We start from the raw sequence: 24,804 nt of genomic DNA, 5'->3' as shown, positions 1-24,804 counted from the left end.
CAACCTGTTCCCGGTTGTGGGCAATCGTCCCGCCCCGCGGAACGATTGCCCACAAACCGGCTCAGCCAGGGTCTCGTAAGGCTAGGCGGGCCATTTCGCCGTATTGGTGGAGGAGGTCCGGGTATGCCTCAGCGGCGACCTGGAGCCAGCGTTCCGCTTCCTCCGCCCGCCCCAGCCCCCGCAACGCTTCCGCCAGCCAGTACGGCGCCTCCTCATGCTCCCCCTCACACGCGACCCTCAACAGCGGCTCCGCCTCCGCGCACGCCCCTCGCCGCACCATGCTCCGCCCCGCCAGAAACGCGGGCGGCACAAGACCGCTGCGCGCGGCGCGCACATACCACCGCTCGGCGTGCTGCGGATCCCCGCCGCGCTCCTCCGACGTCCAGCCCAGCCACCACGCGGCGCGCCCATGCCCCAGGTCGGCCGCCCGGCGGAACCAGATCTGGGCGGTACGCCGGTCCCCGGCCTCGTCGTGGATCCGGCCGATGTCATACGCCGCTCCGGCGTCCCCCTCCGCCGCCGCGGGCTCGTAGTACGGCACCATCCGCAGCCCCTTGGCGCCGCCCCCTTCGTACAGCATCCGCCCGAGGGCGAGCAGGGCGCGCGGAGTGCCCGCCTTGCGGTACCACTCGGCGGCCTCCGGGAGCCGGTGCAGCCGGTCCAGCGCGTCGGCGTACGCGAACCAGGCGTCCGGGCCGCCCTCCTCGGCGCGGGCCCGCAGCCCGGGCAGCCGCTCCTCCCACTCAGCGGGCGGCATCCGCTCGGGGTCGGCCCGGATCGCGGCGATGTCCCGCAGCGCCGCGACGATCCGCTCCTCGCCCTCGTCGAACGGGTGCGCGCCCTCCTCCTCGTCGACACGGTCGACCCCCGTGGCCCGCAGCCACCGCTCCGCCTCCTCCAGCCGCCGCTGCCGCACGCACAGCACCCCGAGGTTGAAGCAGGCCCACATGTGGCCGCCGTCCGCCGCGTCGGCGGTGCGGTACCACTCCTCGGCGGTGCGGAGCTCGCCGTTCTCCTCGGCCCAGACGCCGAGGACGTATGCCGCGCCGTCGTAGCCCCGCTCATGGGCGCGTTCGACGAGGGCGCGGGCCTCGGCCCAGCGGCCGTCGTCGCGGGCGATGAAGAGGGCCTGGTCCACCAGCGCCTTGGCGCCGCCGACCGCGGCCGCACGGGCGTACAGCGCCTCTGCCTCCGCGACCATCCGGGGGTAACGCTCGAACATCGCCTTGCGCTCCGGGTCGAGCAGCTCGCGCAGCGCCTCGTACGCCTCCTCGGGGTCGCCCTCGGCCTCCGCCCGGGCGAGTGCCGCGCGCCAGCCGTCCAGGTCCCTCAGCATGTTCTGGATGGCCCGGCGGCTGTGGGCGGCGACGTCGTCGCCCTCGGCGGACGCCTCGGCCAGCCGCTCCAGGGCGGTGTCCCACACGCCCCGGGCGGCCAGCAGCACGGCCCCGTTGGTCTTGCACTCGACGCTGCCGAGCGCGGCCCCGTGCTCGTACCACCGCTCGGCGCCGGCCGTGTCACCGGCCTCCTGAAGCAGCCGGGCAAGACCGAACGCACAGCCGCCGTCGCGATCGGCGGCCGTGCGGTACCACCGCTCGGCATCGGCGAACTCGCCGCGGTCCTTATGGCAGATCGCGAGCGTGCGCGAGGCGTCCGCGTCCCCGGCGTCGGCGGCTCTGGCCCACCACGGCAGGGCCTCGTCCAAGCGGCCCAGGCCGGTGAGGAGTTCGGCGTAGGCCCGGTACGCGCCCGGCTTCCCGGCCGCCGCCGCGGCCCTCAGCCGGGCCGCTTCGGCTTCCGGATCCACCGCCGCATCTTGCGATGAATGTTCGACCATCACCCGATGGTGCCAGAGTGATCACGCTCGTTCGGCACGGGCCCTGCGACGGGCCAGCAGCGCCTGGCGCCGCTCGTCGAACTTGGTGGCCTGATCGTCCAGTCCGCCCATGTAGAGCCCCAGTTCCTCCTGCGCCTTGAGCCCCTCCGGGCCGAGCCCGCCGATCTCCAGGACCTTCAGGAAGCGCAGCACGGGCTGGAGGACGTCGTCGTGGTGGATGCGCAGGTTGTAGATGCCGCCGATGGCGATCTGGGCGGCGGCGCGCTCGAAGCCGGGCATCCCGTGGCCCGGCATGCGGAAGTTGACCACCACATCGCGGACGGCGCACATGGTCTGGTCGGGGGCCAGCTCGAACGCCTTCCCGAGCAGGTTCCGGTAGAAGATCATGTGCAGGTTCTCATCGGTGGCGATGCGCGCCAGCATCCGGTCGCAGACCGGGTCGCCGGAGTGATGGCCGGTGTTGCGGTGCGAGATGCGGGTGGCCAGCTCCTGGAAGGCGACATACGCCACGGTGTGCAGCATGCTGTGCTGGTTGTCCGATTCGAAGCCCTCGGACATGTGCTCCATGCGGAACCGCTCCAGCTGCACCGGGTCGACGGCGCGGCTGGTCAGCAGGTAGTCGCGCATCACGATGCCGTGACGGCCCTCCTCCGCCGTCCAGCGGTGGACCCAGGTGCCCCAGGCGCCGTCCCGGCCGAAGAGGGTCGCGATCTCGTGGTGGTAGCTGGGGAGGTTGTCCTCGGTGAGGAGGTTGACCACAAGCGCTATCCGGCCGACACCGCTGACCTTGGACTGGTCGGGTGCCCATGCCTCACCGCCCATGATCCCGTCGAAGTTCCGGCCGTCGCTCCAGGGGACGTACTCGTGCGGCATCCACTCCTTGGCGACCTTCAGATGCCGGTTGAGCTCGGTCTCGACGACCTCTTCGAGTGCGTACAGGAGCTGGGTGTCGCTCCAGACGGCCTGACCGTGGCGGTGGGTAGGGGCGAGGGTCACGGTGGGGGCTCCAGGGGACGGGGGCGACGGGCTATACCTACGGACCCGTAGGTTACGACACCGTAGGTTAAAGCGAAAATAAACAGGCCAGGGCCTGTGGATGGCGCGCGGTGAACTCGGCGTGACGCGCCCCCACTTGCCCCGATCCGGGCCGGCGGAACCGGTCCGCCGCCGCGAGCGATTCGCCCCGTACACAACAAAAGCGCCCCGGCCGGATGGCCGGGGCGCTCCGCAGCGGCGTGCGCGCTTCGTCGATCGATCGCGTCAGTCGGTCTGCTTGGGGGACTTCCTGTCTCCCGCCATCACCAGACCCGCGATCACCAGGAACAGGATGATCGGAGCAGCGACATAGAGGCCCAGTGTCTCGGCGACACTCAGGCCCGGACCCGGGTCGTCACCGTCGTCGCGGGTGAGCGCGAACGCGGGGGACGACATCAGCAGCATCGCCGTCGTCGCGGCGATGACTGCACCGGCGCGCACGGCGTTCTTTTTGACCTTGTTGCTCACGGACTCAAGCTATCCGACGCCCCCCGGCGCCGCGTGCCCGGGGTGGCCTTTAACACGGTGCTGAGATGACCATGACATGGCCCCCGATCGCCGGCTCAGCGGCGGCCCGCCTCGCCGAGGTGGACCGTGGGCGGCAGCAGCCGTGGCGCGGCGCGCGAGGCGAGGACGCGGATCCGCAGCCCGTCAGCGGTGACGGGTGCGGCCAGCGGAAGGATGCGCCGGGCCCCGACGGTCGTCCCGGAGGCGATGTCCCGCCAGGTCCCCGCCACCCGGGCCTGCACGGTGAACTCCTCCACCCGCTGCCCCTGGCGGATGTCCTCGCCGAGCCGCACCCGGTCGAAGGTCACCGGATGACCGGGGGCCGGCCGGGAGCCGGTGCCGTATGTCGTCCTTACGGCCTTGCCGAAGGCCGTAAGGGAGGCCATATCGGCGTCGTCGATCCGGCCGTTCTTCGCGGGCGGGACATTGAGCAGCAGCGAGGCGTTGCGGCCCACGCTGCGCTCGTACAGCGACATCAGCTGGTCCGGGGTCTTGGGCCGCTCCGCGGGGTCGTGGAACCAGCCGGGGCGGATCGAGACATCGGCCTCGGCCGGGTACCACTGCAGATAGCGCACGCCCGGCGCGGTCAGCTTCGCGCGCGAGCCGATGTCGGCGTCGGTGGAGTCATTGGGCAGCCCGCCGCCGATGACGGTCCACGGGTCGACCTCGGACGGGGTCACCGACCACTCGGTCTCCCGGGCGATGCCGTCCTCGTTGCCCACCCAGCGCACGCCCTGGGCGCCCTGGAAGATCACCGAGTTCGGCGAGAGCGCGTGGATCAGCTCGAACCAGTTCCTGACGTTGTAGTGCTGGGTGACGCCCGCGCCACCCCATGGGTTGGCGCCGTCCAGCCAGAACTCGTCGATGGGGCCGTACTGCGTCAGGATCTCGTAGATCTGGTTGAGGTAGTACGCGTCGTAGTCGTCGGCGGCGAAGCGGAAGGTGGGCAGCGCGCCGGAGGCGACCTTGTCCGCCCGGTCGTCGCCGGGGACGAGGGTGGGGATGGTGCGCTCGGTGGGCTTGCTGCCGTTGCCGTAGCGGCCCTGGCCGGCGGGTGCGCGGTCGCCGTCCTCCAGGGCCATCCGCTCGGGCAGCGACAGCTCCTCGCCGTGTTGCTGCTTCTCGCGGATCTTCTCGACCCACTGGGCGTGCCAGGCGTGCGGCAGCTCGGCGCCGTCGGCGGGCGAGAGATAGACGCCGACCTTGAGTCCCGCCTTACGGGCGGCCTTGACGTACGCGCCCAGGACATCACCGTCGGGATTCCGGCCGCCGGGGCCCTTCGTCCACCAGGGGCTGGCCTCGACGTCGTGGTCGGTGTAGCGGCTCGGGTAGAGCGCGAAGCCGTCGTGGTGCTTGGCGGTGAGCATGACCTGCTGGGCACCGGCGGCCTTGTACGCCCGCATCCACTGGTCCATGGCGAGCTCGGGCGGGTCGAAGAGCTTCTCGTCCTCGGCCCCGGAACCCCACTGGCGGCCGGTCATGGTGTTCATGCCGAAGTGGGTGAAGGCGGTGATCTCGCGCTGCTGCCAGGCCCGCTGCCCGGGGGTGGGAACGGTGTGGGCGGCCTTGTCGATGATGCGGGCGGGGGTGTCGCAGTCCTCGACGACCTGCTGCGGGGCGGGGGTGACGGGCCCCTCGCATCCGGCCCGCGCGACGGCCTCCGTGGCGGCCTCCGTGGGGGCGGGAGGGACGGCGGCGGCCGCGAGGGCGGCCAGGGCGAGGGCACGGAGCGCGAGCAGCGCACGCCGCCGTCCGCGGTTTCTGTGGGTGCCGGGCATTCCGGCCAGAGGTCGGGCCATGGTCCCCTCCAGGTCTCCGATCGGCATTGATCGGATCTCTATGGCGGTGTCCATGACAGCCTGGCAGAGCAGAGGCATTCTGGGGAGACCGCCCACGACAGAGGTCCCACCTATGTGGAGTAGAGCACCCACTACAAGGCCCCCGCCGCGCGTCAGGGGCTCCACCCCTGAACCCCGGAGCCTGAGCCTGGGTCGACGGAGCCCCCGTCCGGGGGGTGGGGCGGAGCCCCGCTCCGGGGGGGCAGAGCCCCGGTCCGGAGCCGAGCCCCACTCCGGGACCCGAGGCAGAGCCCCGCTCCGGGGCTGGGGCGGCTGAGCCTCACTCCGGAGCCTGGGGCGGCTGAGCCCCGCCAGGGTCTGGGGCGAAGCCCCACTCCGGGGCTCGGGGCGGAGCCCACTCCGGAGCCTGCGGCGGAGCCCCGCACCGGGGGCTGGGGCGGAGCCACGGTCCGGGGCGTGGGGCGGAGCCTCAGTTGTGGGAAGGGGCGGGGAGGGGAACAGCCCGCCGCAGGCGTCACGATCCGCCGGATACCCCGGAATGGCCACGAGGCGCCAACAGGGCCACCTCGTCCATCAGCGCGCGCAGCCTGGGCGAGGCGACCAGCTCCTCCAGGGACATCGGGCGCCCCTCGGCATCGGCGATCGGCAGCCGCCAGTTGGGGTACTGATCCCAGGTGCCCGGCAGATTCTGCGGTCTGCGGTCCCCCACCGCGTCCGGCAGCCAGACGCCCACCATCTTCGCCGGGGTGCGCAGCAGAAAGCGGTGGACCGCCTTGACCACCGCCTCCTCGTCGCCCGGCCCCTCCGGCAGCAGCCCGAGCCGCCCCAGCAGCCCCAGCCACTCGGCGACCTCCACCGCGTCCGCCGCGCGCTCCTCGGCCAGGGGGCGGCTCAGCAGGCCCAGCCGGTGGCGCAGCTCGACATGGTCGCCGGTGAGCCGGGCGGCCGTGCTCGGCAGATCGTGGGTCGTCACGGTGGCCAGGCAGTCCGCCCGCCACTCCTCCGGCGCCAGCGGCCGCGCGGCGCCCGTCCCGTCGTAGTTCCGCTCGAACCACATCACCGAGGTGCCCAGCACCCCCCGCCGCTCCAGCTCCTCCCGTACACCGGGCTCGACCGTCCCCAGGTCCTCCCCTATGACGACCGCCCCGGCCCGGTGCGCCTCCAGGGCGAGCACTCCGAGCATCGCCTCCGCGTCGTAGCGGACGTAACAGCCCTCGGTCGGCTCCCGCCCCTCCGGCACCCACCACAGCCGGAAGAGGCCCATCACATGGTCGATACGGAGCGCGCCCGCGTGCCGTAAGAGGCCGCTCAGCAGATCGCGGTAGGGGGCGTAGCCGGTGGCCGCGAGGGCGTCCGGGCGCCACGGCGGCAGGCCCCAGTCCTGGCCCCGGGAGTTGAAGGCGTCCGGGGGCGCGCCGATCGACATGCCGGAGGCGAAGACGTCCTGAAGCGCCCAGGCGTCGGCACCCGAGGGATGGACCCCGACCGCCAGATCGTGGACGAGGCCGATGCCCATGCCCGCCTCGCGCGCGGCGCGCTGGGCGGCGGCCAGTTGGGTATCGGTGAGCCAGGCCAGCCAGCAGTGGAAGTCGGTGCGGTCCAGGTGCTCGACCCGGGCCCGTGCGGTGCCCGCGGAGCGCGGATCGGCCAGGCCGTCGGGCCAGGCGCGCCATTCCGGGCCGTGGGTCTCGGCGAGCGCGCACCACAGGGCGTGGTCCTCCAGGGCCTGACCGCGCTCGGCGAGGAAGTCGCAGTAAGCGGCGCGGCGGCCGGGGCTGAGCGGGACCGTCCGCACCAGCTCCAGCGCCTCGCGCTTGAGGGCCCAGACGGCGTCCCGGTCGATGAGGGCACCCTCGCGCAGGACGGAGTCACGGAGGGCGGCGGCGGCCTCCAGCAGCTGATCCGCCCGCTCACGGGCGCGGCCGCGCAGATGGGCGTATTCGGGCACGTCCTCGACCCGCAGATGGACCGGGTCGGGGAAGCGCCGCGAGGAGGGGCGGTACGGCGAGGGGTCGGTGGGCGCGGCCGGGGTGCCGGGCACGGCGGCGTGCAGCGGGTTGATCTGGACGAAGCCGGCGCCGAGCGCCCGCCCCGACCAGGCGGCCAGATCGGCCAGGTCGCCGAGGTCGCCCATGCCCCAGGAGCGCGCGGAGAGCAGTGAGTAGAGCTGCACCAGGAAGCCATGGCTGCGGACCGGGGACAACGGCATCCGGTCGGGGGCCACGATGAGGGGGGCGGTGGCGCGGCGGCCGTCGGGGGCCTCGGCGAGCAGGGTGTGGGCGCCGGGCGGCAGTGCGGCGAGCGCGGTAAGGAGGCCATCGGCGGTGGCGCCGCCATCCGCAAAGACACCATCCGTAAGAACGCCGTCCGTGAGAACACCATTCGTAAGGGCACGGTCCAGGACACCCTTCTCATGGGCGCCCTTCTCGTGGGCGCCCTTCTTCAGGGGGCCATCGGCCCGTAACGCCCGCGCGGCCGCCCGCCCCCGTGGGTGCGGTGCGCCGTCATCGGGGCACACCCGCAGCGCCGTGCCCTCGGGCAGGCTCAGGCGGGGCACCTTGCCGGGGCGCACCACCACACAGGGGGGCAGCAGCCGGTCGCGCCGCCGGCCGTCGTGCCGGTCCAGCGCTTCGCGTACGGCTCGGGGGGTCGAGGCGTCCACGCCGAGCGCGGCGAGCACGGCGACGACCGTGTCCTCGGGCACCTGGACGGTGCGGCCCGGGGCGGGGTCGTAGGAGGTGGCGACACCGTGCAGCTCGGCGAGCCGCGCTCTGCCCATCAGTACTCCATCGGCTCACAGCCCGCGCCCGCGCCGGTAAGGACGGCGGTCGGCTCACTCGTCAGGGGAGTTTCGGCGGCGAGCGGAGGCTCGCTGGTCAGGGGAATGTTGTCGGCGAGCGGAGGCTCGCTGGTGAGGGGCGCCTCGGTGGCGCTTCCGGACCCGAAGCCGTCCAAGCCGCACAGTCCGCAGTCGGGGTCGGAGACCCCGTCGAAGGGATCCGGTTCGATGGACGCCTCGGGGCCGGGTTTGGACAGGGGAAACAGAAGTTGAGCTGACGCGGCCACACGGACCTCCGTGGGGTTGTCGGCAGTGGGTCATCCCGAGCCCTACCCACTCCGGACGGGCGCAGACGTAAACGCCCCCCGGACGTGCTGTAGGTCACATCCCCTCTGGGCGGCGATTTCACTGCGCGAAGGGACCAGGGGCACAGAGTTTACGAACAGGACCGCCCTTCATCCGTCAGACTTGCGCCGGGCGTGCCGCGCCCGGCGCGGGCCGCCCGAGGCGCGGCGCCAGGCGGCCCGAGGCGCGGCGCATGCGGCAATGCCGACACTTCGGTCGTTCGCGTTGACACCCTCACCGGCCTGGTGGTGGGCTCACGCCTATCGGCGCCATATCTACGGGGACCGGCTATCTGGATCGAGGAGGGGCCCGTGCAGTTCGGGGGGAAGAGGCCCAGGGCAGCGGGCGCGACGGCCATGGCCGCCGCGGTCATCGGGGGGCTGCTCGGCGGTGCCCCGGCGGCCACCGCGGCACCGGTGGACCACGGCGCCCCGGGCGCCGCCACACCGGAGCGCGACAGCAGTGAGGGGACACCGCCCGTATGGCCGCGCCCCCAGTCGCTGCGGGCGCGGGGGTCGGAGGTGGCCCTGGGAGACGAGGCCACGCTCATAGCCGACGGCGACGCCGATCCGTACGCCCTGGACGCGCTGCGCGGCCTGCTGCATGACGCGGGGGTGCGCACCGTCGACGAGGCCACACCCGGTGGCAGGGCCCCTGCGCGCGGCCTGGTGGTACACGTCGGCGGTAAGGGCGCGACGAACGCGCTGCGCGCCCTGCGCGCGCCCGAGCGCGGCGACCTCCCCTCCGGCGGCTATCTCCTGGCCACGGGCCCGGTCGACGGGCAGCCCACGGTCGCGCTGTCCGGCGTCGGCCCGGACGGGCTCTTCCACGCCGTCCAGACCCTGCGCCAGCTGCTGGTGAAGCGGGAGGGCCGGGGCTCCGCCTTCGCCGGGGTGACCGTCCGCGACTGGCCCGCGACGGCCGTAAGGGGGACGACGGAAGGGTTCTACGGCTCCCCGTGGTCGCACCGCGACCGGCTGGCCCAGCTCGACTTCATGGGCCGCACCAAGCAGAACCGCTATCTCTACGCGCCCGGCGACGACACCTACCGGCAGGCCCGCTGGCGCGACCCCTACCCGGCCGAGCGGCGCGAGGAGTTCCGCGAGCTGGCCACGCGCGCACGGGCCAACCATGTGACCCTCGGCTGGGCGGTCTCTCCCGGCCAGGAGATGTGCTTCTCGTCCTCGAAGGACCTCAAGGCGCTGCTGCGGAAGGTCGACGCCATGTGGGCGCTCGGGGTGCGCTCCTTCCAGCTCCAGTTCCAGGACGTCAGCTACAGCGAGTGGCACTGCGGCGCCGACGCCGATGAGTTCGGCTCCGGCCCGGAGGCCGCCGCAACCGCGCAGGCCAAGGTGGCAGGCGCGCTCGCCCGCCATCTGGCCGACCGCTACCCAGGCTCGGCCCCACTGTCCCTGATGCCGACCGAGTACTACCAGGACGGCGACACCGAGTTCCGGCGTGCGCTGTCCGGGGCGCTCGATCAGCGTGTGGAGGTCGCCTGGACCGGGGTCGGGGTGGTGCCCAGGACCATCACCGGGGGCGAGCTGGCCGGTGCCCGGTCGGCGTTCGGCCACCGCCTGGTCACCATGGACAACTACCCGGTCAACGACTGGGCGCAGGACCGGATCTTCCTCGGCCCGTACACCGGCCGCGACCCGGCGGTGGCCACCCAGTCCGCGGCGCTGCTGGCCAACGCCATGGAGCAGCCGACCGCCTCCCGGATCCCGCTGTTCACCGCCGCCGACTTCGCCTGGAACCCGCGCGGCTACCGCCCCCAGGAGTCCTGGCAGGCGGCCATCGACGACCTCGCCGGGAACGACACCAAGACCCGTGCCGCCCTGCGCGCCCTCGCCGGGAACGACGCCTCCTCGGTGCTCGGCGGTGACGAGTCCGCGTATCTGCGCCCGCTCATCGACGCGTTCTGGACGGCCCTGGGCGGTACGGACGTGGAGCGGCTGGAGCGCTCGGCCGACCGGCTGCGCGAGGCCTTCACGACGATGCGTGACGCCCCCGAGCGGCTCTCCCGCACGCTGGGCGACGATGTGCGGCCCTGGCTCGACCAGCTGAGCCGGTACGGCGACGCCGGGGTGCGGGCCGTGGACATGCTCACCGCCCAGGCGCGCGGCGACGGGGCGGCGGCCTGGAAGGCCCAGCTCGCGGTGGAGGCGCTGCGCGAGAGGATCGGGGACAGCCGGGTCACGGTCGGCAAGGGCGTCCTCGACCCCTTCCTCGCCAAGGCCCTGGTCCGCGCGGACGCCTGGTCGGGTGTGGACCGGACACCGGAGCTGGGGCTGCGGACCGGCAAGGAGGACCGCGCGGCGGCCGACGGTAAGGCCGCCACCGAGGTGTCCTCGCCCGGCCGCCCGGTCACCGTGCGCTTCGGCCGCAGCCGTCCGCTCGCCTCCGTCTCCGCGCTCACCGCCCGGGTCCAGGACGCCGCGCCCGGCACCGTCGAGGCGCATGTCCCCGGTGAGGGCTGGCGCCGCATCGGCGCCCTCTCCGGCAGCGGCTTCACCCAGGTCAGGGCGGCGGACGGGGACAAGGACCTGTCGGCGGACGCGATCCGGCTCAGCTGGCCGGAGGGCACCACCCCGCCCGCCGTGCACGAGATCACGCCCTGGTTCGGCGACACCCCGGACGCCGGGCTCACGCTGTCCCACAAAACGGCGGACGCGCAGATAGGCGGCGACGCGGCCGTGGTCGAGGCCCAGCTGGTCTCCCACCGCCCCGGCGACGTGGACGGCGACCTTACGGTGAAGGCGCCGCGCGGCATCACCGTCCGCGCCCCCGACGGAGTGACGGCCCCGCGCGGCGGTACGGCGACCGCCCGGCTGGAGATATCGGTGGCCAAGGGCACCAAGCCGGGCAGCTACTCCCTCCCGGTCCGCTTCGGGTCCGAGCAGCGCATGCTGACGTTAAGGGCGCATCCGCACACCGGCGGCCCGGACCTGGCCCGTGCGGAGGGCACGAAGGCGACCTCATCCGGCGATGAGACCGCCGATTTCCCGGCGTCCGCCGCGATCGACGGCAAGGCGGACACCCGCTGGTCCTCCCGGGCCGAGGACGGCGCCTGGCTCCAGTTGGAGCTGGCCCACCCGGCCCGGATCGGCCGCCTGGAGCTGAACTGGCAGGACGCGTACGCCTCCCGCTACCGCGTCCAGGTCTCCAAGGACGGCCGCACCTGGCGCGACGCGGCGACGGTCGCCCATGGGAAGGGCGGCCTGGAGTCGATCGGCATGGACGCCCCCGACACGCGGTTCATCCGCGTCCAGGGCGTCGAGCGCGCCACCCGCTTCGGCTACTCCCTCTGGTCAGTCGCCGCCTACGCGGTGCGGAAGGACTAGAGGTGTCCGACGGATCTTGACGCCTGCGGCGGGCTGTTCCCCCCTGGGTCCTGTCCGGCGGACCTTGACGGGTCCGTGAGGATCCGCCGGACAGGACCCAGGGGCTTCCGCGAGCAGACACAGTAATGGCCCGGTCTCTCAGGCAGATTTGCCGTCGATCCGGGCCATGGCGTCTTCCGCGCCGTATGCCTGAAGGTATGGCATCCAGCGCGGGTCCCTATGCCCCGTGCCGATGATCCGCCACGCGAGCCCCGACGGCGGCGCGGGTTGATGGCGCAGCCGCCAGCCGATCTCGGCGACATGGCGATCAGCCTTGACGTGATTGCACCGACGACACGCGGCGACCACGTTCTCCCAGGTGTGCTGCCCGCCACGGCTGCGCGGGATGACGTGATCGACGCTGGTTGCGACGCCACCGCAGTAGGCGCATCGGCCGCCGTCGCGGGCGAACAGGGCGCGGCGGGTGAGCGGGACGGGGCCACGAAAGGGCACCCGCACAAAGCGCTTCAGCCGGACGACGCTGGGTGCGGGGATCACACGGGTCGCGCTGTGCATCAGGGCGCCTGAGTCCTCGAGGCTGACGGCCTTGTCATTGAGGACGAGTATGAGCGCGCGGCGGAGCGGTACGACGCCGAGGGGCTCGTACGACGCGTTGAGGACCAGGACATGCGGCACGGGGGCCTCCTTGTACGCCGGCGGCGCGTGGCTCGCGCCGGGACGATCTCCCCCAGTTTCCCCTGAACCCTGGCCGGAACGCCACTATCACCGGGTTAACGGTTGAGAGGCATTTCCGCGTACCGCACGTATACCCCCCGTACACGGCGGCGACACCGACCGCTTGACCACCGCCCTGGCGGCCTTCCGGCGCCCTTGCGAACGAGGTGCGCGGGGAGCGGGATACCACCGCGAAGTGGCAAGAATCACGGCCCGCTCCGGCTGGTGCCGCCGCACGGCCCCCGGCCGGGGCAGAAGGTGGAATTGCCGCCTCCGGACCCGCTCGAATGCGCCCCCTGACCGCGCTCGCGCGCTCTCGAACACAGGAACGGCGCATCTCGCGCCCGGCTACTGTGTGAGAGGTTGCGTGCGCGGGCGATCCGTGCGGGCATGTCGCATACGAAGGGTTTCTGCTGTGTTCTGGTCCGCTGCTCTGGCCGCTGACTCGACGCCTCGTCCCACGACTCTCGACGATGCGCAGAAGAGCGCCACGAACGCCGCGGGCTGGGTGGAGGAGAACTGGTCCACCTGGCTCGGCATCGGGCTGCGCATAGCCCTGATCCTGATCATCGCCTTCGTGCTCCGGTCCGTCGTCCGGCGGGCGATCACCAAGCTGATAGAGCGCATGAACCGCACGGCCCAGGCCGTCGACGGCACCGCGCTCGGCGGGCTGCTGGTCAATGTGGAGCGACGGCGTCAGCGGTCCGCGGCGATCGGCTCGGTGCTGCGCTCCGTGGCCTCGTTCCTGATCATGGGCACCGCGGGGCTGATGATCCTCTCCGCGCTGGAGATCAATCTGGCTCCGCTGCTCGCCAGCGCCGGGGTCGCGGGGGTGGCGATCGGTTTCGGCGCCCGCAATCTGGTCACCGACTTCCTCTCCGGTGTCTTCATGATCCTCGAGGACCAGTACGGGGTCGGCGACACGATCGACGCCGGGGTGGCCTCCGGCGAGGTGATCGAGGTCGGTCTGCGCGTCACCAAGCTCCGCGGGGACAACGGCGAGATCTGGTACGTGCGCAATGGCGAGGTCAAGCGGATCGGCAACCTCAGCCAGGGCTGGGCGACGGCCGCGCTCGATGTCCAGGTCCGGGCCGAGGAGGATCTGGAGCAGGTCCGGGCCGTGATCACGCAGGTGGGCGTGGACATGGCCAAGGAGGAGCCGTGGAACGAGCGGCTCTGGGAGCCGATCGAGGTCCTGGGCCTCGACGCGGTCTATCTGGACTCGATGATCGTGCGGGTGTCGGCAAGGACCATGCCCGGCAAGGCGCTCGGCGTCGAGCGGGAGCTGCGCTGGCGGATCAAGAAGGCGCTGAACGAGGCGGGCATCCAACTCGTCGGCCGGCCTCTGGATCCGGAGCTCCAGACCGACACCGTCGATCCGAGCGCCACCACTGCGGCGCCGTCGGCGCTGGCCAACCCGGACTCGCCGCAGTCGGCGGCGGCCAGCCCGATCGCTCCCGGCGCCGGTCCGGCCGCCACCCCCTCCGCGACGGTGCCGCCGCCCGCGACGAAGTGAGCGCGGCGGACATGACGGGGCTCCCGCCCCGGAACGGGACGGGAGCCGCGTCCGACCCGGCCGCTCAGCGGCGGTGGTGTCCGCCGAACGAGGTGAGGTAGCCGGCCGCGGGCGTGCCCACACCGGTCACGTCGTCATAGCCCACGACCGCGTGGAGCGAGCTGTCCCGGCCGAGGCTGCGCAGCGAGGTCACCAGCCCGTCGGTGTCGTCGTGGCTGTTGACGTAGTCGACCCGGACCACGCCCAGCGAGACACCGGCGCCCAGCGGGTGGTCGGTCACATCGTGGTACGAGGCGGTGCCGTACCGGTCGTACAGCGACGGGTTGGCGAAGCCGATCGGCTGGCCGCCGCGCGCCTGCTGGGCGAGCGCCTGCACACCGGCGATCACGGGCGCGGCCAGCGAAGTGCCGCCGATGCGGTACTCGCCGTACTGGAGCGATCCGTCCGGGAAGGTCTGCGTCTGGCCCACCAGGAAGCCGGTGTTGGGGTCGGCCACGGCCGCGATGTCCGGGGTCACCCGCTGCTTGGCCGTGCCGCCGTCTGCCAGGGCGAGCGCGTCCGGGACCACTCCGCGCTGGTAGAAGGGCTGGGCGACGGTCTTGCTGGTGCCGCCTCCGGCGCCGGAGGTGTACGCGCCGGGCAGCGCGTCCCAGTTGGTGCCGTCGGCCGAGAGGGTGGCCTTGGTGGTGCCCCAGCCGGTCTCCCACTGGTACTTCTCGCCCTTGCCGACGGCCAGGGAGGTGCCGCCGACCGCCGTCACCCATGCCGAGTTGGCCGGGGTGTCGACCTGCTTGGTGCCGGTGGACGCCACATTGTCGCCGTTGTCACCGGAGGAGAAGTAGAAGCCGATGCCCTCGACCGCGCCCTGTTGGAAGATCTGGTCGTAGGCGGCGGCCACGTCCGGCGTCTCGTTGGCCTCCACATCGCCCCAGGAGTTGGAGACGATGTCGGCCAGCCGGTTGTCGACGACCTTGGCGAGCGAGTCGAGCAGATCGTCGTCGGTGCAGGAGGCTCCGCCGACGTAAACGATGTCGGCCGCGGGCGCCACCGCGTGCACCGCCTCGACGTCGAGGGTCTCCTCGCCGTACCAGCCGCCGGCGTCGCACTCCTCGGTGTAGCGGTAGTCGGCCGGCAGCACCTGCGTCAACTGGCCCTTGCGGTAACCCGGGTCGCCGTTGCGCTTGGCGTACCGGGTGGCGTCCGCGGCGATGGTGGGCGAGGCGAAGGCGTCGGTGATGGCCACGGTGACGCCCTTACCGGTGTTGCGGCTCTTGGCGCCATAGGCGGCGCGCAGCTGCTTGCCGGTGTACCCCTTGATCGCGTACGGCTGCTTGGCGCCGTAGGCCGAGGGCAGGCTCCGGTCGGTCCGGGAACCGTAGGAGGAGGAGAACGGCCCGGCGTTCTTGAAGACCGGTCCGGGGGGCGGGAGGGTCTCGTCGTGCTTGGCCCGCTTGGGCGCGTTGTCCAGGCCGACGACGGTCAGCACGGCGCCGTGGAGCGAGGCGGGCACGGTGGCCGCGTTCGACGGCGCCCGGTAGACCTTGCCGTCCTTGGTGTAGTTGTGCAGCTGGGTGCCGAACGCCCGCTCGGCGGCGGAGACTTCGCCGGTGGCCGACAGATAGTGCTGGTTGCCGCCGGTGACCTCGAGCCCGGCGCCCTTCAACCAGGCGGTCACGGCGTCCTTCTGCTGCCGTGTCGCTCCGAAACGTGACTGGGTCTGCCGGGCCGACAGGAACGTGCCGTAGTCCGGCGAGGAGGGGTCGGACACGGCCTTGGCGTAGTCGGCCAGCCCCCTGGCGTCCCGTCCGGCCAGATAGACGCGCGCGGTGACCTTATTGCCGTCATCGGTCGCGCCGCGGTCGGAACGCGCCGTCGCCCAGGCGGGCTTGGTGCCGTTCAGGGTGTCACGGCCGTGCGGTGCGGAGTCGGCCTGGGCCGTGGGTATGCCGAGCGCCAGCGCACCGGCCACCAACGGCAGCGCCGCCGCCAGCCCCAGAGCCGTGCGTTTTCTGGAACGGGCCGTGCGCTCCCGGGAAGAAATAGATCTCACCTAGCCCCCTCGCGATTCGAGTCGTCGCATGACAGCGGGGGCTGACGATCACAGGCACCCCACCGGGGGCCACTCTTACGGTGACTTGTCCATGCCAGGTACATGGATCATCCATCTCTTCGCCAAGAACCCGCCAAGGAAAGCCCGCCTTTGACCCATTGACGCCGCCCCGGTCCGCCCCCTAGCTTGCTATTCATCAATAGGAAACTTTCTTAACAGAGTGAGACGGGGGCATCACCATGGCCGTATCACCCGGCAGCAATACGCAGGGCGGCACACCCGGGACCCCCCGCGTCCTCCGCGCCATGAACGACCGCGCCGCGCTGGAGCTGCTGGCCGCCCACGGACCGCTCACCCGGACCCGGCTCGGGGAGCTGACCGGTCTTTCCAAGCCCACCGCCTCCCAGCTGCTGACCCGCCTGGAGTCCGTCGGCCTGGTCCGCACCACCGGGAACGTCACCGGACGGCCGGGGCCCAACGCGCAGCTGTACGAGATCGATCCGGCCGCCGCCCATGTGGCCGCGCTCGCCGTGGACCAGGAGGGCATCACCGCCGCCGTCGCCGACATCACCGGCCAGGTGGTCGGTGAACACCGGGTGACGGCTCCGGCGACCGACGCGAGCGTGACCAACCGGACCGGGGAGCTGGTCGTCGAGGCGGTGGACGGGGCGCTGGCCGCCGCCGGGCTCGGCCGGGACGATCTGCACTCCACCGTGATCGGCACCCCCGGCGCGCTCGACCCGCGCACCGGGACGCTGCGCTACGCCCCGCATCTGCCCGGCTGGCAGTCCCGCACCCTGCGGGACGACCTGGCCGAGGTGCTGCACACGCCGATCGTCATCGAGAACGACGTCAACCTCGCCGCCATCGCCGAACAGCACCACGGCACCGCCCAGGACTTCGACGACTTCGCGCTGGTCTGGGCCGACGAGGGGGTCGGCGCGGCCATCGTGCTCCACGGCACCCTGCTGCGGGGTGCCACCGGCGGGGCCGGGGAGATCGGCTATATGCCGCTGCCGGGCGCCCCGCTGGCCCGGGGCGGACCGGACGCCGCCGCCCGGCCGGACGGGGGCGGGGGATTCCAGAAGCTGGTCGGCTCACCCGCCGTCGTGGAGCTCGCCCGCGACCACGGGATCGACGCGCCCACCGCCACCAAGGCGCTCTCCGCCGCGCTGCGCACCCCCGGCCCGGGTGACGAGGTGCTGACCGAGCTGGCCCGTCGGCTGGCCACCGGGCTGGCCTCCGTCGTCGCCGTGGTCGACCCGGAGCTGGTCGTCCTTTCGGGTGAGGTCGCGCAGGCCGGCGGGGACCGGCTGCGTCAGCTGGTCGAGGCCGAGATGACCGGTCTCGCACTGCCCCGGCCGCAGCTGCGGATCAGTGAGATCGAGGGGGATCCGATTCTCATCGGCGCGCTGCGGACGGCGGTCGCCGATGCCCGTCAGACCGTTTTCGACACCGCCCGGTTCGACGCCTGATCCACCGGGCGCCGCCCTACCACCCCGTACGCCCCTTCCCCTTTCCCCTCTATCCGTTCTCAGGCTCTGTCCGTTCTGAGGCTCTGTCCGTTCTGAGGCTCTGTCCGTTCTGAGGCTCTGTCCGTTCTCCCCTTTGTCCGTTGTCCGGCGCCCCGCACCGCCGCTTCCCCTGCCGTCCCCCTTGTACCGCAGTAAAGGAAGTCTCCCCATGGCACGAAAACTGGCCGCTCTCGCCGCAGCACTGAGCGCCGGCGCCCTGCTCCTCACGGGCTGCGCCAATCCCAGTACCGGCAGCGCCGAGGACGATCCGACCAAGCCGGTCACGCTGAAGTTCTGGCACGGCTGGTCGGAGGACAGCGAGGTCAAGGCGATCGATGCCAGTATCGCCCGGTTCGAGAAGCTCCACCCCAATATCAAGGTGGAGGCCACCGGGAATGTCACCGACGCCACCGTGAACCAGGCGCTGCGGGCGGGCGGCGGCGACGCCCCCGATGTCGTCTCCTCCTTCACCACCAACAATGTGGGGCAGTACTGCTCCTCCGGGATGTGGGTGGACCTCGATCCGTTCATGAAGAAGACCGGTCTTGACAAGGCCAAGGTCTTCCCGAAAACGCTGCTGGACTACACGAGCTACCAGGGCGCCCAGTGCGCCCTCCCGCTGCTCGCCGACGCGTACGGCATGTACTACAACAAGGACGCCTTCGCCGAGGCAGGCATCAAACGGCCGCCCCGCACCATGTCGGAGCTGCGGCGCGACGCCGTGAAGCTGACCAAGCGCACCAAGAGCGGCGGCTATGAGCGGGTGGGCTTCATGCCCAATTTCCGGCTCTACCAGAACAGCCCGGACCGGTTCCTCGCCCAGTGGGGCCCCACGTATTTCGGCAAGGACGGCAAGGCGCGGCTGGCGAAGGGGAAGGCGGTCAAGGATTTCTACGCCACCACCGCGGAGCTGATGCGGAGCCAGGGCGGGTATGGCCCGCTGGAGACGTTCCGTACTTCCTTCGGTGATGAGATGTCGTCCCAGAACGCCTTTCTCACCGGAAAGCTCGCCATGCACATGGACGGCGAATGGCGCGGGCTCTTCATGAAGGGCGCGAAGTTCACATGGGGCACCGCCCCGCTGCCGGTGCCCGACGACCGGCCCGAGACCTATGGCCGGGGCTATCTCACCGGCACGGTGGTCGGCATCGCGCACAGCAGCACCCATCAGAACGCCGCGTGGGAGCTGGTGAAGTTCCTGACCGCCAACACCGATCAGGTGGTCGCCTTCGCCAACGCCATTCACAATGTGCCGTCCACGAAGGCGGCGCTCACCTCCCCGAAGCTGGACTCGGATCCCACCTTCCGGGCCTTCCTCGATATCGCGCAGAACCGCTACAGCACCGCCCTGCCGCCCTCGATCAACGGTGGTCAGTACGTCACCTCGCTGCAGGACTTCTCCTACGGCGTCGAGGCGGGCAAGGTGCACGATCTGGACGCGGGGCTACGAAAACTCGATGACGAGATAGACGCCGACAATCTCCAGGCACAGAACTGACGGAGTGCGACATGGCCACCTTGACGAACGCCCCCGCCCTGCGCCGTAAAGCCCGGCGCGAGCGGCTGCGCACCCTCGGTTTTCTCTCGCCCTGGCTGGTCGGCTTCACCGTCTTCTTCGGCTATCCGCTCGTTGCCACCGTCTACTTCTCCTTCATGCACTACAACCAGATCCAGGCCCCGACCTTCGTGGGGCTGCGCAACTGGCGTTATGTGCTGGAGCAGATGCCGCTGTTCGGGCCGGCGCTGTGGAACACGCTCTGGCTGGTCGTGGTCATGGTGGCGCTGCGGGTCGTCTTCGGCCTGGGCATCGGGCTGCTGGTCACCAAGGTGAAGTCCGGGGTGGGATTCTTCCGCACCGCCTTCTATTTGCCGTATCTCGCGCCTCCGGTGGCGGCCACCGTCGCCTTCGTCTTCCTTCTCAATCCCGGTACCGGTCCGGTGAACGACGTTCTCGGGAGCATCGGGATCCACGCCCCGAACTGGTTCAACGACCCGGCCTGGGCCAAGCCGTCCCTCGTACTGCTCTCCCTGTGGGGCATCGGGGATCTCATGGTCATCTTCATGGCGGCCCTGCTGGACGTCCCCAAGGAGCAGTACGAGGCGGCCGAGCTGGACGGCGCCGGAGCTTTCCACAAGTTCCGCTATGTGACCTGGCCGTCGATCACTCCGATCGTGATGTTCGCGGTCGTGACGGGCGTCGTCCAGACCATGCAGTACTACACCCAGGCGCTGGTCGCCGGAAAGCTCGCCTCCGGGGTCAGCGTGGGGCCCGGATCGGTCATCCAGCCCGGCTATCCCGACCATTCCACACTCACCGTGCCGCAGCTCGTCTACTCGCTCGGCTTCCAGAACTTCAACACCGGAGCCGCCTGCGTGCTCTCGCTCGTGCTGTTCGCGATCGCGATGGCCGTGACGACGCTGCTGATGCGCAAGCGTGCCGGACTGCTGTCGGCCGATGACTGAGCCGAGGACTGAGAGGACCGATTCACCATGACCGCCACCACCGCCCTCTCGGCGCCGCCCGCGCCCGCGCGCCCCGCCACCGGACATTCCCCCGCCCCCGCCGCCCGCCGCCGCGCCGCGCTGCACTGGATCGCCGTGCACACGGTCGCCATCGCCGCCGCGCTCTTCTTCATCCTGCCCTTCGTCTTCGTCTTCCTGACCTCGGTGATGAGCGACGACCAGGCGCTGAGCGGCGACCTGTGGCCCACCGAATGGAACTGGTCGAATTACGCCGATGTCTTCAACACCCCGGGCTTCCTGGACTGGTGGCGCAATTCGCTGATGTACGCCGGGCTCGGCACCCTCTTCACCGTCTGTTCCTCCATTCCGGTGGCCTACGCCCTCGCCAAATTCCGCTTCCGCGGCCGCCGCACCGCCATGATCCTGGTCATCTCCACGATGATGCTGCCGCCGCAGGTGATCGTGATACCGATGTATCTGGTCTGGGCCCAGCAGCTGCATCTGTCGGGTTCGCTGTGGCCGCTGATCATCCCGATGGCGTTCGGCGACGCGTACTCCATCTTCCTGCTGCGCCAGTTCCTGCTGACGATTCCCCGGGAGTACCTGGAGTCGGCGAAGGTGGACGGCAGCGGCGAATTCGGCACGCTGCTGCGCATCGTGATCCCGATGGCCAAACCGGGGATCGCGGCCGTCGCGCTGTTCCAGTTCTTCTACTGCTGGAACGACTACTTCGGCCCGCAGATCTACGCCTCGCAGAATCCGGGCGCCTGGACGCTCAGTTACGGCCTGGAGAGCTTCAAGAGCGCGCACAGCGTCAACTGGAATCTGACGATGGCCGCGACCCTGCTCGTCATGGCCCCCGTCATCATCGTCTTCTTCTTCGCTCAGAAAGCCTTCGTCGAAGGCGTCACACTGACAGGAGTCAAGGGTTGAAGCTCGCAGTCGTGGGGGGTGGGTCCACCTACACCCCCGAACTCATCGACGGATTCGCCCGGTTGCGGGACGTGCTCCCGCTGGAGGAGCTCGTCCTGGTCGACCCGGCCGCCGACCGGCTGGAGCTGGTCGGCGGGCTGGCCCGCAGGATCTTCGCCAAGCAGGGCCACCCGGGCACCATCTCCTGGACCGACGACCTGGACGCGGGCGTGGACGGCGCGGACGCGGTCCTGCTCCAGCTGCGCGTCGGCGGTCAGGCCGCGCGGAACCAGGACGAGACCTGGCCGCTGGAGTGCGGCTGCGTCGGCCAGGAGACCACCGGCGCGGGCGGGCTCGCCAAGGCGCTGCGCACCGTCCCGGTGGTGCTGGACATCGCCGAGCGGGTGCGCCGCCGCAACCCCGACGCCTGGATCGTGGACTTCACCAACCCGGTCGGGATCGTGACCCGGGCGCTGCTCACGGCCGGGCACCGGGCGGTCGGCCTGTGCAATGTGGCCATCGGCTTCCAGCGGAAGTTCGCCAAGCTGCTGGGCGTGGACCCCGGCGAGGTGACGCTGGAGCACGTCGGCCTCAACCACCTCACCTGGGAGCGCGCGGTGCGCGTCGGCGGCACCGACGGCGAGGACGTGCTGCCCAAGCTGCTCGCGGAGCACGGCGAGGCGATCGCCGAGGATCTGCGGATGCCGCGCACGCTGGTGAGCCGGCTCGGTGTCGTCCCCTCCTACTACCTGCGCTACTACTACCAGCACGACGCGGTGGTGCGGGAGCTGCGCAGCAAGCCGTCCCGGGCGGCGGAGGTCGCGGCGATCGAGCGGGAGCTGCTGGACATGTACGGCGATCCTGCGCTGGACGAGAAGCCCGAGCTGCTCGGCAAGCGCGGCGGGGCGTTCTACTCCGAGGCGGCGGTCGATCTGACCTCGTCCCTGCTGGGCGACACCGGCGAGGTGCGGATCGTCAATACGTTCAACGAGGGCACCCTGCCCTTCCTGCCGGACGACGCGGTGATCGAGGTCCCGGCGGCCGTCAACGCGCAGGGCGCGAAGCCACTGCCCGTGCGCCCCCTCGAGCCCCTGTTCGCCGGTCTGGTCGCGAATGTCACCGCGTACGAACACCTGGCGCTGGAGGCGGCGTTGAAGGGGGGCCGGGAGCGGGTCTTCCAGGCGCTGCTGTCCCATCCTCTCATCGGCCAGATCGAATACGCCGAGAAGCTGACCGACGACCTCATCGCGCACAACCGGGAGCATCTGGCGTGGGCCTGACCCAGTCCGTATCGACCCCTTCCCCTTCGTCCTCTTCCCCCTCGTCCGCGTCCCCGCCGGACGGGTCGGTCCTGGCGATCGACGCGGGCAACAGCAAGACGGACGTGGCACTCGTCGGCCCGGACGGCTCCGTCCTGGGCACGGCTCGCGGCGGCGGCTTCCGGCCGCCCGTCGTGGGGGCCGAGCAGGCCGTCGGCTCGCTCGCGCCGCTGGTGGAGGAGGTGGCGCGGCAGGCGGGCCGGGCCGGTCCACCGCCCGCGGGGCATGTCTCGGCGTGTCTGGCCAACGTCGATCTGCCCAGCGAGGAGGAGGAGTTGACGGGCGTCCTGGCCGAGCGCGGCTGGGGCGCCACCGTCACGGTCGCCAATGACATCTTCGCCCTGCTGCGGTCCGGAGTCGCGGACAACGGCGAGCCGACCGGCGTCTCCGTCGTCTGCGGCGCGGGCATCAACTGCGCCGGGATCGGTCACGGCGGCCGGGTGGCCCGCTTCCCCGCCATCGGCCGGATCTCCGGCGACTGGGGCGGCGGGGGCTATCTGTCGGAGGAGGCGCTGTGGTGGGGCGCGCGTGCGGAGGACGGCCGCGGCGCGCCGACCGAGCTGGCGCGCGCCCTGCCCGCGCACTTCGGCCTGACCACCATGTACGAGCTGATCGAGGCGCTGCATCTGGGCCGTCTGGAGTCGGGGCGGCGGCATGAGCTGACGCCGGTGCTCTTCGCGGTGGCCGGGGCCGGCGACGAGATCGCACGGGCCATCGTCGACCGCCAGGCTGAGGAAGTGGTGACCATGGCCGTGGTCGCCCTCGGCCGGCTCGATCTGCTGGGCGAGGAGACCCCGGTGGTGCTGGGCGGCGGGGTGCTCGCGGCCCGCCATCCGCTGCTGGACGACCGGATCCGCGAACTGCTCGCGGAGCGCGCCCCGAAGGCCGAGCCGCGGGTGGTCACCGCACCGCCGGTGCTCGGCGCCGCGCTGCTGGGGCTGGACCGTACCGGCGCGCCGGAATCGGCGTACGCCCGGCTGCGCGCGCACTACGCCCCGGCTCATGACACCACCCCGGCCGATGGCACCGCCCCGGCCCATGACACCACCCCGGCTGACGACACCGCCGCAGCTGATGGCACGGAAAGTGGAACCGAAAGTCCTTCCGAAGCGTAATGAAAAGGGGAGGGAAGATCGCGATCCGAACAAGATCCAGGCTCGACCGGTGACCTCTCCTGGCGCCGCGGTCCATACTGCTGCGACACCGACCGCGACACCATCCAGGAATCCGGGCCAAGGGGGAGGTCTTGTGTCATACCCGCCGACCACCGGCAGAGCCGCACCGCCGCCCGCGCCCGCGGCCCCGCCGCGGACCGCGTGGGCTGAGGGGCTCGACCGGGCGCGGGCGGCGGCGACGACCGAGCCCGGCAGGCTGCGCGTCATCGGGGCGGTGCTGGCCGCGCTGGTGATCGCGTTCGGCGCGGTCACGGCCTGGCAGGTCTCCGACCGGCAGACCGCGGCGGACGCCGTGGCCGAGCGCAGCCAGCCGCTGAGCGCCGACGCGGCGCAGATCTACCGCTCCCTCGCCGACGCGGACACCACGGCCACCGGAGGCTTCCTGGCGGGCGGCCAGGAGCCTCCCCAGGTCCGGCAGCGGTTCGTGCGGGACATCGACACCGCGTCCAAGCTGCTGGTGCGGGCCGCGGCCAATACCGAGGGCTCGTCCTCCGCCCGCGACGAGATACAGAAGATCAATCAGCTGCTGCCGGTCTACACCGGTCTGATCGACTCCGCGCGCGCCAACAACCGCCAGGGGCTGCCGCTGGGCGGCGCGTATCTGCGCTATGCCAACGACACCATGCGCGACAAGCTGCTGCCCGCCGCGGGCAGGCTCTACCAGGCGGAGACCGCCCGTCTCGGGGAGGACTACGAGGACGCCGAGGCATGGCCGTGGGTGGCGATCGCCACCGGCCTGGTCGCCCTGGGCGCGCTGGGCTGGGCCCAGCGCCGTGAGTTCCACCGGACCAACCGGGTGCTCAGCCGCGGTCTGCTCACCGCCACGGCCGCCTCCACGGTGGTGATGCTGTGGCTGGTGGTCGGCCACGCGGTCGCCAGCACCCAGCTCAGCGACTCCAACGACCACGGGGCGAAGTCCCTCCAGGTGCTCAACGAGGCGCGGATCGACTCCCTGCGGGCCCGCGCCGACGAGAACCTGACCCTGGTGGCGCGCGGCGCGGTCGTCGTGGACGAGGACGGCGCCGACAAGGGCAAGGACGCCTACGAGGTCAGCTACGGCTCGCGGATGTCCGCGCTCGTGGGCAAGGCGTCCGGCGACCGTCCCTCGGACGGCAGTCTGCTGGACAAGGCGCGCGCCCTCGCCGACGACGACGAGGGCCGCGAGCCGGTGGAGAAGGCCGGCGGCCGGATCCACGAGTGGCAGGTGCGGCACAAGGCCGCCCGCGCCGCCGACGACGGGGGCGACTACAAGACGGCGCTGACGAAGGTCATCGGCGCCGAGGACAGCACCGGCGAGTCCTTCGACGCGGTGGACAGCCAGCTGGCCAAGGCCCTCGACCACGAGCAGCGGGAGTTCCAGCAGGCCGCCGACGCCGGACGCGGCGCGTTCACCGCCATGGCGCTGGGCGCCGGGGTGCTGGCCGTGCTGGGAGCCGCGGGAGCGGTGCTGGGCATAGGCCGCAGACTGTCGGAGTACCGATGAGGACGATGGGGG

The 24,804-nt window shown here is 71.7% G+C and carries 17 protein-coding genes; 9 read left to right on the top strand and 8 right to left on the bottom strand.

Going from position 1 to position 24,804, the window contains the following annotated elements; all coding sequences use genetic code 11:
• Window positions 1-61: 61 nt before the first annotated feature.
• The 6 genes from ACMTAK_RS32545 to ACMTAK_RS32520 form a co-directional block, all read right to left on the bottom strand.
• Window positions 62-1,807 carry an SEL1-like repeat protein gene (locus ACMTAK_RS32545; protein WP_413809470.1) on the bottom strand — a complete coding sequence of 582 codons (1,746 nt, stop codon included), beginning with the start codon at window positions 1,805-1,807 and terminating at the stop codon, window positions 62-64.
• A 51-nt stretch (window positions 1,808-1,858) separates the two neighbouring features.
• On the bottom strand, window positions 1,859-2,833 hold the full coding sequence (locus tag ACMTAK_RS32540) for an acyl-ACP desaturase (protein ID WP_413809469.1): 975 nt from the start codon (window positions 2,831-2,833) through the stop codon (window positions 1,859-1,861).
• Window positions 2,834-3,097: 264 nt separating this feature from the next.
• Window positions 3,098-3,340, bottom strand: a complete 243-nt coding sequence (locus ACMTAK_RS32535; protein WP_413809468.1) for a hypothetical protein — start codon at window positions 3,338-3,340, stop codon at window positions 3,098-3,100.
• Between the two features lie 95 nt (window positions 3,341-3,435).
• Window positions 3,436-5,157 carry an alpha-L-fucosidase gene (locus ACMTAK_RS32530; RefSeq protein WP_413813063.1) on the bottom strand — a complete coding sequence of 574 codons (1,722 nt, stop codon included), beginning with the start codon at window positions 5,155-5,157 and terminating at the stop codon, window positions 3,436-3,438.
• 535 nt (window positions 5,158-5,692) lie between these two features.
• Window positions 5,693-7,957 (bottom strand): 4-alpha-glucanotransferase, encoded by a 2,265-nt coding sequence (gene malQ, locus ACMTAK_RS32525; protein ID WP_413809467.1) that lies wholly within the window; start codon window positions 7,955-7,957, stop codon window positions 5,693-5,695.
• Window positions 7,957-8,244, bottom strand: coding sequence for a hypothetical protein (locus ACMTAK_RS32520; protein WP_413809466.1), 288 nt, complete (start codon window positions 8,242-8,244; stop codon window positions 7,957-7,959). The genes malQ and ACMTAK_RS32520 overlap by 1 nt, the downstream gene beginning before the upstream one ends.
• A 414-nt stretch (window positions 8,245-8,658) precedes the next feature.
• On the opposite strand from ACMTAK_RS32520, the gene ACMTAK_RS32515 reads away from it, so the two are divergent.
• On the top strand, window positions 8,659-11,646 hold the full coding sequence (locus ACMTAK_RS32515; protein ID WP_413813062.1) for a beta-N-acetylglucosaminidase domain-containing protein: 2,988 nt from the start codon (window positions 8,659-8,661) through the stop codon (window positions 11,644-11,646).
• Between the two features lie 138 nt (window positions 11,647-11,784).
• On the opposite strand, the gene ACMTAK_RS32510 is transcribed toward ACMTAK_RS32515, so the two are convergent.
• Entirely contained in the window at window positions 11,785-12,321 is a 537-nt protein-coding gene (locus ACMTAK_RS32510) for an HNH endonuclease (RefSeq protein WP_020871293.1), read from the bottom strand.
• Between the two features lie 454 nt (window positions 12,322-12,775).
• Between ACMTAK_RS32510 and ACMTAK_RS32505 the strand changes: the two genes are divergently transcribed.
• Window positions 12,776-13,876: a mechanosensitive ion channel family protein gene (locus ACMTAK_RS32505; RefSeq protein ID WP_413809465.1), complete on the top strand. Its 1,101-nt coding sequence runs from the start codon at window positions 12,776-12,778 to the stop codon at window positions 13,874-13,876.
• Between the two features lie 64 nt (window positions 13,877-13,940).
• Here ACMTAK_RS32505 and ACMTAK_RS32500 read toward each other — a convergent pair whose 3' ends face one another.
• The gene (locus tag ACMTAK_RS32500) at window positions 13,941-15,926 is read right to left on the bottom strand and encodes a S53 family peptidase (RefSeq protein WP_413809464.1); all 1,986 of its coding nucleotides are present in this window, start codon (window positions 15,924-15,926) and stop codon (window positions 13,941-13,943) included.
• 239 nt (window positions 15,927-16,165) lie between these two features.
• Between ACMTAK_RS32500 and ACMTAK_RS32495 the strand changes: the two genes are divergently transcribed.
• From ACMTAK_RS32495 to ACMTAK_RS32465, 7 genes are all read left to right on the top strand, one after another.
• Entirely contained in the window at window positions 16,166-17,401 is a 1,236-nt protein-coding gene (locus ACMTAK_RS32495; protein ID WP_413809463.1) for an ROK family transcriptional regulator, read from the top strand.
• Between the two features lie 208 nt (window positions 17,402-17,609).
• A complete protein-coding gene (locus ACMTAK_RS32490; RefSeq protein ID WP_413809462.1) occupies window positions 17,610-18,938 on the top strand; it encodes an ABC transporter substrate-binding protein in 1,329 nt (442 codons plus the stop codon).
• A gap of 11 nt (window positions 18,939-18,949) precedes the next feature.
• Window positions 18,950-19,903: a carbohydrate ABC transporter permease gene (locus tag ACMTAK_RS32485; RefSeq protein WP_413809461.1), complete on the top strand. Its 954-nt coding sequence runs from the start codon at window positions 18,950-18,952 to the stop codon at window positions 19,901-19,903.
• 27 nt (window positions 19,904-19,930) lie between these two features.
• Complete coding sequence (locus ACMTAK_RS32480; RefSeq protein WP_413809460.1) at window positions 19,931-20,836, top strand: carbohydrate ABC transporter permease; 906 nt, start codon at window positions 19,931-19,933, stop codon at window positions 20,834-20,836.
• Window positions 20,833-22,095 carry a 6-phospho-beta-glucosidase gene (locus tag ACMTAK_RS32475; protein ID WP_413809459.1) on the top strand — a complete coding sequence of 421 codons (1,263 nt, stop codon included), beginning with the start codon at window positions 20,833-20,835 and terminating at the stop codon, window positions 22,093-22,095. The genes ACMTAK_RS32480 and ACMTAK_RS32475 overlap by 4 nt, the downstream gene beginning before the upstream one ends.
• A 71-nt stretch (window positions 22,096-22,166) precedes the next feature.
• Window positions 22,167-23,249: an N-acetylglucosamine kinase gene (locus ACMTAK_RS32470; RefSeq protein ID WP_413813061.1), complete on the top strand. Its 1,083-nt coding sequence runs from the start codon at window positions 22,167-22,169 to the stop codon at window positions 23,247-23,249.
• A gap of 133 nt (window positions 23,250-23,382) precedes the next feature.
• A complete protein-coding gene (locus ACMTAK_RS32465; protein ID WP_413809458.1) occupies window positions 23,383-24,792 on the top strand; it encodes a hypothetical protein in 1,410 nt (469 codons plus the stop codon).
• Window positions 24,793-24,804: the final 12 nt, after the last annotated feature.

It is taken from the genome of Streptomyces lacaronensis, from assembly GCF_047337785.1.
GTDB lineage: Bacteria > Actinomycetota > Actinomycetes > Streptomycetales > Streptomycetaceae > Streptomyces > Streptomyces lycopersici.
Note: the sequence above shows the minus strand (reverse complement) of the source record. Positions and strands in the feature narration are given on the sequence as shown.